Genomic DNA, 15,768 nt, shown 5'->3' with positions numbered 1-15,768 from the left:
TTATTCTACACGCTTTGTTTATATCATTCAAAAGGGCGTGACGTTTTGCGCCCTCATGGACTTGGCTCAATGCATGATTACACAAACAATTATCATGCAAATAATTTCATCGTGAAATGGTACAGCATTCAACGTGCACATACCGTGGAAAATATGAGAAAACTGTTACTGACAGGGGGCGTTTTTACCTGCACTATGCTGCTTTCTGCCCCCGCTCTGGCAGATGATGCGCAGGAACTGGCAGCCATCAAGGCGGAAATGCGCCGGTTGGCCGCGCAGGTAGAAGCTATTGAATCCCGTCAGGCCAAGCGGCATGCAGGCCCCTCCGCCCCCACGCATAATGTTGCCCGCAACACGCCCTCACCTTCTGCCCCGCATACTGGCAATAAGCTTGCCACAGCTTACGCAAACCAAGCAGACCGAGAAGATCCTTCCATTCGGTTCTCTCCAGATGAAGGCCCAGTTAAAACAGCCGCCGATACACATGGGGGCACAGCCAAAGGTGGGCTAGGCTTTAAATGGCTACCCGGAGCCTCTGGATCCGATGCAACCGCTGGCGCAGATGCGGACGAAAAAAGCCATTCCTCAATCGACCTCTCATCTTCCAGCCCAACGGCTATTACACAAACAGAAGTTGATAGACTGCCGCCTATTTTTAGTATTGGTGGCATATCTGTAAAACTTGGCGGTTTTATAGATATGTCCAACATCTGGCGTAGTTCGAACATGACAAGCGGCCCTGCAACGGGCTGGGGCAATTTTCCTTACGCTAACAGCCCCAACCACGGGCTGTCTGAAGAACGACTTTCTGCCCAGCTCAGCCGCCTATCTATTTTGATGGAAGCCAACCCAAGCAAATCCTCCCGTTTACAGGCTTATGTTGAAAGTGATTTTGCGGGTTCTGGCAGCACAACTAACAGCGTGCAGATTAACGGCTATACGCCACGCTTGCGGCAAGGTTACTTTACATTCACCCAAAAAGATTGGGGCTTGCATATCCTGATGGGGCAAGCATGGAGCCTGGCCACAAACTACGCCAAAGGCATTATTCCCCGCCAAGAAGAACTGCCCGCTGTTACGGATAACAACCAGTTGCCGGGCATTGTTTTTACACGCGTGCCACAAATCCGAATTGGCAAAGACTGGAACCAGAAATACTGGCTGGGTCTCTCTATTGAAGACCCTCAGGCTACTGTTGGCTTTTCTTCCACCATTAGTTCTGGCAGCACCATTCCCGCTGCGCGTGGGCAAGCAGACGGTGCTCGTGTTTACTATGCCAATACCGGGGGGATGCTGCTAAACGCGGCCACAAATTACTCCTACAACCCTGTGCCCGACATGATTTTGAAGGCCGCAGCAGATACATCCTTCGGACATTATGAAGTATTCGGTCTTGCACGTTGGTTCCGTTCCCTTGCGGTGGAACCTGGTGCAACAACAACCAAAAAACATACTCATTTTGGCGGTGGCGTAGGTGCAGGCATGACAGCTCCCTTGGGCACAAACCGCCTACACCTTACCGGTGATGTGCTGGCAGGTGATGGTATTGGGCGCTATGGGCCAACCCAGATACCAGATACAACCTTTAATGGCCGTGGGCAGCTTACGCCTGTTCCAGAAATTATGGGATCACTCGGCTTGGTGGGGCACCCCAATTCTTCCGTGCTGCTTTACACTTATGGGGGTGTAGAAGCCTCTGGCCGCAAACGTTATATTGGCGCAGATGGCAAGCAATATGGTTATGGCGTAAACGATCTGGATCTGGCCGGATGCGATGTAGAATTTGGGGTATGTAGTGCTCAAACACACACCCTTGCCTCCTTTACCGCTGGCGGCTGGTGGCATTTTTTACAAGGCCGTTACGGAAGCATGATGGCAGGCTTGCAATATACTTTTGTGCGTAAATTCGCCTTTAAAGGGAATGACGGGCATGGCAATAGTGTAGATCCTGCCACATCGGGCAACACAGTATATGTAACTTTCCGCTACTTCCCGTTCCAGTAAAGGGCTTTAGTTAATACCAAAGCTCTTCATTTTGCGGTAAAGCGTTGCACGGCTAATTCCCAAACCACGAGCTGCCTGCGTGACGTTCCCCTGAGAAACAGCCAAAGCAGAGCGGATAACATTTTCTTCTGCCTTCTGGAAACTTATTTCCGAACCCTCTTCCAGCTCGGTTAGCAGGTTGGGATGTTGCGCAATGGTTTGATCTGTCCAGCCCATCCATTCACGCGCAGCATATGTTGCACCCGTAATTTCCCCTTGGTCGTTAATAGAAACCAAAGGCGCTGAGCACCCTCTTACAGAACCTAATGTCAGGATTTTTTGCCCTGCATAACTATTACGGAAAAGCTGTTCTTCAATACGCCGACCAGACTGGGCAAGTGTTTCCATAAGCAATTTATCAATTGGTTTTTCTGTTTTGCCGTTCATAGAAGCAAGGTTGAGAGCCCCTGCTACCCGCCCCTGTGCATCAAATATCGGCACGGCATAACTGATCAGCAAGGAAAAACAAAAGCGCCAATGCGCACCACGCCCCAGAAAGATTGGGCATCTATCCTCTACGCAAGTGCCAATACCATTTGTGCCTGCAATAGCTTCGTTCCAGATCGCACCTTCACGCAGATTAAGACGCCGACAAACAGAAAGGTGCGTTTCATCCGCACAACGTGCCAAAATCATGGCGTTGGGGTCAGCCAGCAACACCATAAGGCCCAAGCCTTGCACCAAAGTAAAAAGGTGCTGCATTTCTTCTGAAGCTTGACGCAAAAGCAATGCGGACCGGCTACTGACATGCCGAAACTCTGCCCCACACAACACGTCTGCCTTCCATTTTTGGGAAGGATCTAGCTGGTAGGATGTCTCGCAACGTATCCATGATTTCTGGACTGTTTCTTCTGGACTTTCTGATTTAGAATCAGTGCGTTGAGAAAAAGGCCATGTATTCATCGCGGGGGGCTCTGCCATATCCGACAAGGACATATTAAAGACTTTCCTAACGTTGCCTTCCTCTTATACATAAAAAACATAACTCTCATAGGCATGTTGTGTATTTTATTTTTTACCTGCTTGAACAAAGTAAAGTTTTCGTTATTTAACAATAAAACCTACTGCCAAAGGTAAACGAACTTTATGTAATAAGCATTGGTTTCTGGTGTATTGCGCCCTTCAAGAGAGTGCGAGTAGCGGGCTGTTAGCGAAAAGTGCTGGTTAATATTGTACATAAGCCCCGGCCCCAGAGCTATTTCGCGGCTGTTAGAATTATCCAGATACTGGCGGAGCGTGTTATCGCGCGTTCCAGTAACATTCTGCCAGTCAAACGCAAGAAATGGCTCAAACTTCTTGGTCGCTTTCCAGCTAAAGCGCAGGTTGGTGTAAAATACTACGCCAGGTGAATAACTATGCTGGTCTTTTTGGTGCTTTGTAGAACCAACAACCGTACCGGCATCACCATCAAAACTGAAATGCTTCCATTCATAATCAAATATTAAACTGGATATATTTGACCAATAATTCGTGGATGTTGCATCTCTTGTGCCATATGGCGTTTGCATAAAGGTCTGTATGCCAAAAGTACTGTGCTTATTAGGCTTAAACCATGCAGCTGGCCCAACAATAGTTGGCCCTAACCCACCGTAATTTGTGCCATCTGCCAGTTTGTAGCTTTCTGTCTGGATCAGCTCAAAAGCAAACCCGACATGAGGGATGGCTTCAAAACTACGGAAATGCACATATTTTGTCATACCCGACCATGTGTGGCTGCCACCGGTTGGCGTACGCTGTCCGCCACTGCCATAGCTATGGCCTGCGGCGTTTCCATCGCCATACTGCACAAGCACGTTAAACGGCTTGAAATCTACAGGAAGGTCATATTCATGGGGGCCAATAATGCCCAACGTGATATCCGCAGCTCGCGCAGGAACTACGTGACACACGACGCGGAAATCTCACAGAAGAGTTGTACATCGGGTTAGATTATGAAAAAGTCTATTTTGTGTAAAAGAAATTTTCGTAAGCTATAAGAAAACCCGATGCAGACAGAGTGTAGCGCAGGCGCGTATGAATTTCCAGCCTCCTGTGGACGGCGTGTTGTGGCCCGTTTTGACGGGGGTCGCATGAGTTCGGATGGGGGCGTCATTCTGGTGAAGCAGGCTGATGACATTCTGGGTCTCAGCCGCCGCTTTGCTGCCTGTTTTCGCGATAAGCGGCATCCCGGCTTTGTGGAATACCGGGTTGAAGACCTTGTCCGTCAGCGGATCATGGGCCTGGCACTGGGCTATGAAGATCTCAATGATCACGATGCCCTGCGGCATGACCTGATCTTTGGTCTGGCCTCGGGCCGTCTGTCAGGAGGCCGGGCAAACTGCGCAGCACTGGCAGGAAAATCCACGCTGAACCGGTTGGAGCGCAGTGGCCACAAGGCAGATCGTTACTGCCGCATCATTGCTGATCATGAGGCCCTGGCTACCCTGTTCGTGACGCTCTTCATGGACCAGCATGAGCGCGCACCCGCCCGGATCGTTCTGGATGTGGATGCCACCGATGACCGTATCCATGGCCATCAGGAAGGCCGGGCCTTTCATGGGTATTACGGCCATAACTGCTATCTGCCGTTATACATCTTCTGCGGAGACCATCTCCTGAGCGCCACCCTGCGCACGGCAGACCGGGACCCGGGGAAGGAAGCACTGGCAGACATCAGCCGGATCGTGGAGCAGATTAGGAACCGCTGGCCCCGGGTGCGTATCCTGGTGCGTGGGGACAGCGGTTTCGCCCGGGACAGTCTGATGACATGGTGCGAAGACAACCACGTTGACTTCCTGTTCGGGCTTGCAGGCAACACCCGCCTGTATGACCGGATTGCCTCTTTGTCCGCTGAGGTTCGTGACGAAGCCGCCACGACAGGCAGAGCGGCGCGCGGTTTCGCCTCCTTTGACTGGATCACAAAGGACAGCTGGACGCGCCGCAGGCGGGTGGTGGCCAAGGCCGAATGGCGCCACGGCAACCGCTATCATCGCTTTATTGTCACCACCCTACCGCAGGGAATGTCCGACCCCCGCCATCTCTACGAACAGATTTACTGCGCACGCGGGGATATGGAAAACCGCATCAAGGAATGCCAGATGGATCTGTTCTCAGACAGGACCTCGTCCCACACCATCCGGGCCAACCAGCTCCGGCTGTGGTTCTCGGCCGCAGCCTATGTCCTGCTGACCGCTCTGCAAAGACTGGCCCTTGGCCAGACCAGCCTGGAGACGGCGACCTGTGGCACCATACGCGCACGGCTGCTCAAAATCGCGACACGTGTAACGCTCAGCGTCCGTCGGATTGTCCTGTCCATGCCGGACATGTTCCCCTGTCAGCATGAATTCGCCCTCGCTCATGCACGATTGCGAAGGCTCCGGCAGGCCATCTGAAGAAACAGACAGTGCACAGACCACATAGCTTCCACCAACACTGCCTTCTCAGGCCGTGACACCCTCACTGCGTTCAGAACCCGCCGCCAGAAGCAGAATATCGTCAATATTCCAGATCGGGCTCCTGTGGGATGACTGAATTCTACAAAATGACCCGAAATTGCCTCAAGTGTGAGATGGGGTGGTTGCCGTCCTCCCCGCACGGCATCGCAATGTGCCAGAATGGTCGTTGGAAGAAACGACTGCGCGAAAGGACGGCAGATGAAGGATACAGTGATAGGCGTTGATCTGGCAAAGAACATTTTCCAGGTTCATGGAGCTTCGCGTGCGGGCGAGGTGATGTTTCGCAAAAAGCTGCGTCGTCAGCAGTTTATGCAGTTCATGGCCACGCAGCCGCCTGCTCTGGTCGTTCTTGAAGCGTGCGGGAGCGCGCATTACTGGGCTCGCGAACTGGCAGGAGCTGGTCACGAGGTCAGACTGATCGCTCCGCAGTATGTGAAGCCTTTCGTGAAGCGCCAGAAGAACGATGCTGCTGATGCGGAAGCGATCGTCATTGCGGCCCGGCAGCCGGAAATGCGCTTTGTCGAACCACGCACTGAAGCGCAGCAGGCGCGTGGCGTTCTTTTCCGGGCCCGGCAGCGTCTGGTGCACCAGCGCACGGAACTGGTGAATGCCCTGCGTGCCGTTCTGTATGAATTCGGTCTCGTCGTGCCACAGGGGATTGCGCATATCAGACACATTGAAACCATGCTGGATGAGGCGGTTCTGCCAGAGGCTGTGAAGCAGGAATGCCTTGATCTGCTGCGACAGATTTCGGAGCAGAGTGTGCGGATTGATGTCAGAACAAAGAAGATCAGGATGCTTGCCCAGGAAAGTGAAAACACCTGCAGATTGCAGAGCATGCCTGGAGTGGGTCCTCTGACCGCTCTTGCGATTGAAGCTTTTGCGCCTGACCTGCAGAGCTTCCGGCGCGGGCGCGACTTTGCTGCGTGGCTGGGGCTGGTGCCCCGTCAGTTCTCATCTGGCGGAAAGGAAAGGCTGGGGAAGATATCAAAAGCCGGGCAGGCTGATATCCGCAGGCTTCTCATCATGGGCGCCATGACCCAGGTGAACTGGGCCAGCCGTAAGGCCCCTGCACCGGGAAGCTGGCTGGCACGGATGCTGGCCCGCAAGCCCCGTATGCTGGTAGCCATTGCGCTGGCCAACAGGATGGCACGAGCCATCTGGGCCATGGCAACAAAACAGGAGGATTATCGGGATCCGGCCCTGTCCCTGGCAGCCTGAGCGATGGCTCGGCTCCCGCGGATGGAACCGGTAGGGGTGTGAGAGGGCGATGACCTGAATGGGCGCATGATCGTTTGATCCGGATCGGAAAAACCAGTGGATTTCTCTGTGCTTTAAAGCACGCCTGTGAGATTTGGATCTGATCCGCTGATCACCATACCGGCCAGTGGCTTCTGAAAGGCCACATCAACAGGCCTTACAGAAGACCGCACACGATCACACGTCAATATTGGTCAGAAAACTCTTGCATAACGGACGGTAACCACAGAAGAAATCCGCGACGATCACAGTAGGCATGACAAAACGCACGAGGGAAAGCAGACGCTCCCCGCCTTCTATCAAACGCATCTGAATATTCCGATAAGTAACAGTAACAATCAAATAAACGCGTGATGCGGGGTTCCAGATAAACTGGAACCCCAATGTAGTAACGCGTTACTGAGCGGGAGAAGCTTTCTCACCATCAAGTGTGTAAGCGATAATGTAATCACCGCTTCTGGTGCCAAGGCCACCGTGGCCACCGGCTGCAATCAGCACATACTGTTTGCCACCAGCTTCGTAGCTCATTGGTGTTGCTTGGCCGCCTGCTGGCAGACGATCACGCCAGATTACCTTGCCGCTCGCCAAATCAAAGGCCCGCAGATAGTCATCTGCTGTGGCACCCATAAATACAACGCCACCTTTGGTAACAATATTGCCGCCAATATTATACATACCGGTAGGCAAAGGCAGGTTGTTATGGGTACGGAAAGGCCCGGTATCACGCGTTGTGCCAACAGGGTGCTGCCAGACAATCTTTTTGGTTACCAAATCAATTGCTGTCAGCGTGCCCCAGACAGGCCCCTTACAGGGGATCTGCAATGGGTTCAGCCACGGGTTGGTAAGCGCAATATAGGGCGTGCCGTAATCTGGAGAAACAGAAAGAGCATCACCTTTAGGTGCTGGTTCTTCCCCGCTGCCAGTCCACTTTGGCAGCGTACCAGCCTGCTCCATTCCCGTGCGTTTTTCCAGCTTGATACGGAAAGGCAGGTAGCTTGCATTGGCCAGCATGATCTTACGCTGCGGGTCAATGGTAATACCCTGCCAGTCTACAACACCGTAGAACGCAGGATAAACAATGGTTGTTTTACCCACATGCGGTGGTGTGAACTGCCCTTCGTAAGCAGATTGACGATACTGGATACGGCAGATCATCTGATCAAGCAGCGTTGCCCCCCACATATCGGACTCTTTAAGATTGGCTGGTGTGAGAGAAGGCATACCAACAGGATAAGGCTGTGTAGGAGATACACGGTCATCCGGCGCATGGCCCGCTGTAGGAACCGGCTTTTCTTCAACCGGATACCCCGGAACAGGTGTGCCGGTGCGGCGGTCCAGAACAAAGAACTCACCACGTTTGGTGCTCTGCACCAGCGCAGGAATTTGCTCACCATTCGGGCCGGGAAGTTCGACCATAGATGGGCCGGAGGGAATATCCATATCCCACAGATCGTGATGCACGGTCTGATAGGTCCAGCGGCGTTCGCCCGTTACAATATCCAGCGCAATTGTGGCAGAGGATGTTGCATCGTCAAACGGACGGCGGCTTCCACCCCAGTTATCCGGCGGAGAGTTACCTGTAGGAATGTAAACAAGACCCAGATTGAGGTCTGCCGTGTAAACACCCCAAGCATTGGGGGTATCACGCGTTAGTTCATCATTCGGGCCGGGTTTCCATGTTTCTGGCTGATGGCCAGCATCCCACGCCCAGGCAATTTCACCCGTTGTGGCATCAAACGCACGGATAGCGCCGGAAGGCTCGAAATTGGCTTGGTTATCAAAAATCCACCCACCAGTGATCACACGGTTTTTGGCCACCATTGGGGGGGAAGTTACAAAATGGAACCCGTGCGGCACATGGCCCAGATACTGGCGTAGGGAAATAAAGCCGTGATCACCAAAATCTTCACAGGGTTTACCGGTTTCTGCATTTACGGCCACCATACGCACGTCAGCAACAGGTGAGTAAATACGGTTACGGCAGCTTGTCTGAATTTCATCAGGGATATGGTAGTAAGACACACCACGGCAAGCCAGATAGACGTTCTTGTCCAAATCTGCCGTTGCGGGGTGCGGATCAAACTTCCATTTCACTTTACCTGTGGCAGCATCCAGCGCCATCACCCAGCTATGGGGCGTGCACATGTAAAGTGTATCACCAACCTTAATGGGAGTGAGTTCCAGGTTGAACTCATGCCCTTGGTCTGGCCCTGCTACAGTGCCTTCACCCGCTTGCTGCACGTCCCCGGTGCGGGTAACCCATGCACGCTTCAGATGCGAGATATTGGAAGCTGTAATCTGCCCCAATGGTGTGTAACGGTCTCCACCAACGGTGCGGCCATAGGCTGTCCAGTCTCCATCAGGTACCCCTGCTGATGTTTCATCAGACTGGCCGCTTGCCGTCATACGGTCTGCGGGCACTGTGCCATCAATGGAATAAGAGCTGAAGCAACTTGCCACAACAACAAGGCAAGACACCACCAAGGAACCCAGAACTTCGCGCTTATCAGTCAGCCAGCTATTGCCCGAACGCCAAACACCCGGCAGCAGCAGCCAGACACCTAGCCCGATAAGGGTAAACAAGCGAACTTCCAGCCCCCAAATGTTGAGGCCGACTTCGCACAAAGACCAGATAGTGGCCACAAGCAGTAAAGCTGCATACAGCCGCATAGCCAGAGCAGGCTTGCGAAAACCGCTGAAAGCGGCCCCCAGCATGACACCGCCAGCAATAATATAAAACCAGGAACCACCAAGGAACAGAAGTTCCGCGCCGCCAAAGAAGAGGAAAAGCCCCACAATGGCAAGCAGAATAGAGGTTATGAGCGAGAATAACCTCGTCTGACTCTCTCGCATACTCGTGCTCTTTCTACAGTTTCATGAGCCGTTACGACAGCATGATCCTGAAACACCATGCCCTCGCAGCGGCCAATGGCCCTGCACAACACAAAAGGACGCAATATCGTCACACTTTTGTCCTGTTTTTCACGCGAGTTTGTAGAAAATGTTACCAACTGTCTCACACATGAGACAGTTGGTGAGACCGACTGTTCTATGGAAGCAAAAATAGCGTTGCCGGACATATTCAGGCAGATACATCATTCTTCCGTTTTACAAAATACATCCCTAAAAATACGGAAGATTTTGCGTTTATATCTCCCGTATTCTTATCACCTCTGTATTTAAGAAGATATCTTAGAAAGACCAGGTTGCATCACAACTGAACCAAAGCATGTTATTTGTACCATTATTAACGGTTGGGTTCTGTACCGTGCCGGCCTGGTTAAACGGATGTGTGCCGTTAAGAGATTTGTCCAGCCGGATTTCCGGTCGGATGGTAAAGCCTCCCAAAGCCAGCCTTTTGTTTACAAATTCCGGCCTGTAGGCAACACCTACCGTTAGTTCTCCATAAGTTGTCGGCAGAGCGTTATAATACGGGAAAGGCTGGTTGCTGAGCGCCTGCGTGAGAGAATTGAAGCTGGAATATTCCGTAATAACCCCGCCAGTGTTGTCTCGGAAGACCTCACCACGCGCATTAAATGTCAGCCATGGGTGAATGTCGTAGGAAAAATAGGTTGTCACCCCATAAGCATCATCACGCAGGGAATCATCGTGCAGATAGGTGCCATCCACGGAAACGGTCATTTTATCATTGATATGATACGTGGCCATAACATCCGCATTATACTGCATGAGACTATTGGCCTGCTTGCCAATGCCCGCACTCACCCATCCCGTAGGTGACACAATAGTGCGGCCATTGTTGCCCTGTGGCCCAAAGTGCCCGATAGCATGCACATCCAACTTGCCATCCATCAGCTTGTTCCAGGCCAGACCAAAATAGCCCTTGGGCTTGTTGTTATTGCCAGAAGCACCAAAGGTTGTGGAGTTCCCCGCATCTACTCCCAAAATCCAGTCCATGTGGCGTGTCAGATGCATAGTGGCCAGAATACCCACCGTTTGGAACGGCACGATATAATCAGATGCGTAATTATAGGTGTAAAAAGGCCGCGCAAGAGCGGGCGTGCCTTCTGCGCCCATAATGCCGTACATCTGGCCGATCTGCACATCAATGCCGCGCTTGAAGATCCACGGCAGATGTACGTCCAGATGAGCCTGTGTGGGCGCCCACTGATACAGCCCATGCAGGGAGCCAGAGCCCATCCCGATTGTGGGGTCAAACCGCGCATCGGAACCATACATGGCTTCCAGCACAAAGCCGATGCCATACCCACTACCTACAGACGTAACAGGGTGAGATAATGACCCAATAATCTGGTTCAGTGTGACCGTATTCGCCCGATCTGAATAGTACTGCGCAAAGTTGCGTCCTGAGCGTGTCCAGGGGTTACCTGAAATCCCCGCTTCAATAGAGACGTGCCCTTCCAGCCCTTCCCAATATGTGGGGGTATGACCGGGTTTAACATGGAACAGATTACCCGCCTTAGGCTTCATGGCCTCTTCCTCTTCAGAAAGAGAAGTCACAGGTGGTTCTTCCCCATCTGTTGGGGTGCCTGCGCCCTTTTCCGCCTCTTCTGGCTTAAGGGTTTTGGCAATGTCTCCTACCTGCACCTGTGCCGGCGCAGAAACTTGTGCGTGGGCTACTGACGTCCCTGCTTCACACAAAAATGCAGCACAACATGATAGCAATACAAATTTGAAGGCACTTCGATTAGTCATAGTCTGTCGCATGTATCACTTCTCTTGCGCATCAGAAATAGTGACGAATACGAAACATATTGATCAGCACTTACCTCTAGCCAAATACAAAAGTACCCAGCAGCATAATGCCTTCACCGTAATTGCAAGACCAATACGTACGTTTCGAACCAGAAATAATATACCGTGCGCAAAATAGCAATCCTCCAGGCGCAAAATAAACACAGCTTCCAACACAGTTGGCCTTGCAAAAATATTCTGTTTTTTCAAACTTAAAGGGCTGAGTTTACGCTCCAACATACAAGCAACTCCTGCCTATATGTTGCGTTGGTTAGGAAAACTTTGCGCTTTGCACACAATGCACTCTTCACAAAACCCTTAAATATTCAATAACTTTCTACGGCGTGTCGTCAGTTAAGCAGGATGATGATTGAGGCGAACTGCACGGCTGCGAGGAAGGTCGATTTCAGTTTATCGTAGCGGGTTGCGATAGCGCGAAACTGCTTGAGTTTATTGAAGAACCTCTCAACAAGGTTCCGTTCGCGATAGAGAGAAAAATCGGTTTTCCGTCGTGTCGTTCTGTTGCGTTTTGGCGGGATGACCGGGGTAATCCCGCGCTGTATCAGCCGATCGATCAACCTGTCCGCGTCATACGCCTTGTCAGCAAGGAAAGCATCCGGTTCGATGTTTTCCAGAAGTGGTTCTGCCTGGGTGATATCGGCATCCTGTCCCGGTGTGATGCCGAGTTCCACTGGATTGCCCAGAGCGTCGCAGATGGCATGGATCTTTGTAGTTAGCCCGCCTCGTGATCGTCCGATGGCCTGATCCGTGCCCCTTTTTTGAGAGCTCCGGCACTATGCTGATGCGCTCGGACAATTGTGCTGTCGATCATCATGTATTCGTTGTCGTAATCAGCGGCCAGATAACGAAATATCCGTTCGATGACGCCGCTTTCACACCAGCGGCGCAGACGCCGGTGCACGTTTTTCCAGTCACCGAAACGGGCAGGAAGGTCGCGCCATGGAATACCCGCGCGATAGCGATACAGCACCGCCTCCACGAACAGACGGTTGTTCACCGCAGTGCCGCCGACATAGCCTTCTCGACCAGGAAGAAGATCCTTTATCCGCTCCCACTGGTCATCGCGTAAACTATAGCGCCGCATCTGTCTGTCTCCCCAAAAAATGGGAAAACAGTCAGCACACGCAGACACAAAGTACAACCCTCACGTGCCACTCTCAGGGCTTAACTGACGACACGCCGTAAAACCCAAATGGACATAAAATATTGATCTCTTTTTTACATATTACAAATGCTTATATTTTAGATATACTTCCAGTATAGTTCTTATGCATGCACGTTTGCAATTCCTCACAAACCTGTGCATGCGCAACATGCGATCGCGCCCTGATATGCGAAATTTGCATACCGTCGTGGTTTTCGATTACAAAGGATCATTCTTCAACAACAAGGGACGGAACGACACAGCAATGACATCGCTTTTCACAGATGCCACAATTTTTGTTTTCCTTCCTTGGGTGCTGTGGCGCCTTCTGCATAAAGCATTGCCTATTGTTGTATTGCCTATCCTTATTGGCATTTTGCTGGCTGTATGGCACGCACCAATTAAAGAACTCGGTATTCCTTCTTCTTATGGTGATACCATTGGGTGGATTGCTGTACTGGTTCTGGCTTTTACGGCTGGCTTGGAAATGTGGCAGCACCCAGAAGGTGATACTTCTGCCCATGCTATTGCCTCTCCCTCTCTCGGTCGACTACTAGCTGGAGCAGGTGTGGCTTTAGGCATTCCTTTCCTGCTGGGGTCTTTCTTAGCCTACACCTGTTTTCTGCCCTTGCATGGATGGCAAGCCCCCCTGGCCTCTCCTCTTCTTGCCGCCGCATCTATCGGCTTGTGCATTTCCGTAAGCGCACTCCCCGTTTTGATTGGAGTGGTCAGAGAACTTGATGCCTCCCAACGCCCGTTAGGGCAATTGGCGCTTAAGCTTGCTGTGGTAGATGATGCTGCCTTATGGGTTGGCCTTGCCATTTTGCAGTTTGCGCATAGAGGCACCGCCTCTCTGCATGGGTGGACAGGGCTGGAGTTTCTGGCCGTGGCATTACTTGCTACGCTGGCTGCGGCTGGTAACTGGGCCTCTCGCCATTTTCGTCATCCACCTGCGTGGGTTATCTGGGTAACTGTTCCTGTTTATCTGGCAGCTGGATCATGGGCCAGCATGCAACTTGGGTTGCATGAATTGATAGGCGCATATTTTGCCGGTGCCATCATGCCGCCCAGTTGGGTGAGACGTTTGCCCATAGAACAAGTGGGAACATTTGCCCTTATCTGGCTAGCCCCCATGTTCTTCGGCCATAGCGGCCTGCGCATAAATGGGGATGCTCTCACATGGCCTTCCATCATTGCCTCTTTTGCTTTGGTGGGCATATCCATTCTTAGCAAGATTGGGGCGGTTTATGTGTTTCCCCCTGCCCCTGGGCTTAAACCCAGGCAGGCTTTGGGTATTGGAGCACTTCTACAATGCAAGGGGCTGATGGAAATTGTTGCAGCCACTATTTTACATGAACAGGGCATGCTGTCTGATTTTGCTTTTGCTTCTTTAATGGTGTTGGCGGTTGTTTCCACAGTATTGACTGGGCCCCTCTTCCGCCTTCTGGCTCCACGTTAAAGCATTACATTCTATAAACCCAAAAGAGCTCTGCGGGTGTATATCATTACAACACGATAGACACCCGCAGATTAAGAGCCTTAAAATACAAAATATTTACCAATATATATTAAAGGAATGGCAAGAGTTGTTATGGCAGCGCACATTCCCAGCATGCGTATGCGCACTGGATCTGGCACCATAAAAGACACCCCAAGGCACATGCAAAAAATAGCATAATAAATCAGACTGACACCTAGATAACTTTCGCAATAAGGCGTTAGAAGCGCTGCGCTCATAAGAACAGAAATTCCTGAAATACAGCCAAAAATACAGCCATATGTTATACGTGTAAGAAATTTCGTGCCCTTACTTGGTTCTGTTGCCCCGTTTTTCTGCTCTTTTCGATATCGAGATATCAACCATAATCTGTTGCCGGAATAAAAAAGAACGGCTCCGGCAACGCCTAATATCAGATATCCAAATTTAACTGCATTCCCACCAAAGCTTCCAAAATGCAGCGCAAACAGCGTGGTTAAAATGCTAAATGATGCCGACTGGAGCCCCGGCATATACTCTGCAGAAAGTATTTTCCCAGAGGCTGGATCCAGTTCCGCCAGACCACCTGCCGGGCCACGCATCATATAGTGTTCATCATGCCCGATAACGAATAAAGTTTGTTTTGCTTTATCTGTTAACGTGTAATTCAAAACATCAGGTACAAACTCGGGGGCCTGTTTTTGTAAAGCCTGCACAATTTCTGATGGAGGCATGGAAGGGGTTAAAGAATGCGCAACCGCCTGATGCCCCATACGTCCTGTAGGTGCATGACGATCATGAAAAGCCGTTGGAGCTGAAAACATGATGGTTTGCACATTATGAATCAAACCATGATAAGCAAAAAGCACAGATGAAAGCGCAATAATGACATGAAAAGGCAGGCTGAAAATACCTAAAAGGTTATGGATATCTAGCCATTTCTTCCATGCCCCATGGATAAGCCGCAAAGCAAAAATATTTTTTACCAGCATAGGTAAAAATGCAATTACACCAGATACCAGCGCAACGGCATACAACAGCGCAACAATGCCCATAAACCATCTGCTGTAAGGCATAAAAACAGGCAAGCCTACGTTTTCGTGCAGCTCATCTATAAAATGAGCCACTTCAGATGGCTTATGTTTTGCCGTCACTAAATGCCCTTCTGCATCAAGTGAAGCCGCTATCATATCCACAGGGCCTGCATGCCTTTGCCCCGCATGCACAGGCCACATCAACCTAGCAGGAAAAGAAACCGTAGGAGACAGCACAACCGTATATTCCTGCTGTGCCTCAGGATAAGCCGCAAATGCTTTTTGCATAAGATCGGGCACCTGCCCCACTGTTACCGGAGCAGGCAAAACAACTGGTTTTGTAAGCCAATTTTGTAGAGGGGCTTCAAAAACGCTGATACCTCCAGCGTAAAACGCCACAAACAGGAACAACCCCGCCAGAATACCCACCCAACTGTGGATATCCCGATACATCTGCACAATATCTGCACGTATTTTCATGCCTATAGAGCCTTTAAAACAAAAAACAGGCCCCAAACACATAAGGCAGCAGCAGACAGGTAGTTCCAAGCACGCTTGCCATTAGAAAATAAAAAGCAAGTTGACAAAATAGTGCACCACAGCAAAACCGTTAGCCACGTTAAAAACTGAGCAGATGCC

General features: G+C 51.1%; 10 protein-coding genes. 4 read left to right on the top strand and 6 right to left on the bottom strand.

The features are described 5' to 3' along the window. Positions 1-69 precede the first annotated feature (69 nt). Complete coding sequence (locus tag ABNV41_RS04515; protein WP_050819877.1) at positions 70-2,004, top strand: hypothetical protein; 1,935 nt, start codon at positions 70-72, stop codon at positions 2,002-2,004. Positions 2,005-2,010: 6 nt separating this feature from the next. Here the strand turns inward: ABNV41_RS04515 and ABNV41_RS04510 are convergent, their stop codons facing one another. Beyond that, positions 2,011-2,979, bottom strand: a complete 969-nt coding sequence (locus ABNV41_RS04510; RefSeq protein ID WP_349935041.1) for a helix-turn-helix domain-containing protein — start codon at positions 2,977-2,979, stop codon at positions 2,011-2,013. Between the two features lie 125 nt (positions 2,980-3,104). Then, positions 3,105-3,932: a transporter gene (locus ABNV41_RS04505; RefSeq protein ID WP_349935040.1), complete on the bottom strand. Its 828-nt coding sequence runs from the start codon at positions 3,930-3,932 to the stop codon at positions 3,105-3,107. A gap of 96 nt (positions 3,933-4,028) precedes the next feature. Here ABNV41_RS04505 and ABNV41_RS04500 point away from each other — a divergent pair, with 96 nt between their 5' ends. Beyond that, complete coding sequence (locus tag ABNV41_RS04500) at positions 4,029-5,414, top strand: IS1380-like element IS1380A family transposase (RefSeq protein WP_014457499.1); 1,386 nt, start codon at positions 4,029-4,031, stop codon at positions 5,412-5,414. A 261-nt stretch (positions 5,415-5,675) separates the two neighbouring features. Then, a complete protein-coding gene (locus tag ABNV41_RS04495) occupies positions 5,676-6,698 on the top strand; it encodes an IS110 family transposase (RefSeq protein WP_050818395.1) in 1,023 nt (340 codons plus the stop codon). Between the two features lie 435 nt (positions 6,699-7,133). Here the strand turns inward: ABNV41_RS04495 and ABNV41_RS04490 are convergent, their stop codons facing one another. The 3 genes from ABNV41_RS04490 to ABNV41_RS04480 form a co-directional block, all read right to left on the bottom strand. Next, the gene (locus tag ABNV41_RS04490) at positions 7,134-9,590 is read right to left on the bottom strand and encodes a membrane-bound PQQ-dependent dehydrogenase, glucose/quinate/shikimate family (protein WP_050819880.1); all 2,457 of its coding nucleotides are present in this window, start codon (positions 9,588-9,590) and stop codon (positions 7,134-7,136) included. A 339-nt stretch (positions 9,591-9,929) separates the two neighbouring features. Then, positions 9,930-11,426 (bottom strand): outer membrane beta-barrel protein, encoded by a 1,497-nt coding sequence (locus ABNV41_RS04485; protein ID WP_050819881.1) that lies wholly within the window; start codon positions 11,424-11,426, stop codon positions 9,930-9,932. Between the two features lie 377 nt (positions 11,427-11,803). After that, positions 11,804-12,558 (bottom strand): IS5 family transposase gene (locus ABNV41_RS04480; RefSeq protein WP_087651418.1). Its coding sequence is split into 2 segments (ribosomal slippage): positions 11,804-12,219 and positions 12,219-12,558, totalling 756 coding nucleotides; the frame shifts between segments, so codons are not numbered across the junction. Between the two features lie 247 nt (positions 12,559-12,805). Here ABNV41_RS04480 and ABNV41_RS04475 point away from each other — a divergent pair. Continuing rightward, the gene (locus ABNV41_RS04475) at positions 12,806-14,077 is read left to right on the top strand and encodes a cation:proton antiporter (protein ID WP_408737151.1); all 1,272 of its coding nucleotides are present in this window, start codon (positions 12,806-12,808) and stop codon (positions 14,075-14,077) included. Between the two features lie 80 nt (positions 14,078-14,157). Here the strand turns inward: ABNV41_RS04475 and ABNV41_RS04470 are convergent, their stop codons facing one another. Beyond that, on the bottom strand, positions 14,158-15,609 hold the full coding sequence (locus ABNV41_RS04470; protein ID WP_349935039.1) for a PepSY-associated TM helix domain-containing protein: 1,452 nt from the start codon (positions 15,607-15,609) through the stop codon (positions 14,158-14,160). Between the last annotated feature and the right edge of the window lie 159 nt (positions 15,610-15,768).

Source organism: Acetobacter sp. A11-2, from assembly GCF_040208445.1.
Taxonomy (GTDB): domain Bacteria; phylum Pseudomonadota; class Alphaproteobacteria; order Acetobacterales; family Acetobacteraceae; genus Acetobacter; species Acetobacter oryzoeni.
Note: the sequence above shows the minus strand (reverse complement) of the source record. Positions and strands in the feature narration are given on the sequence as shown.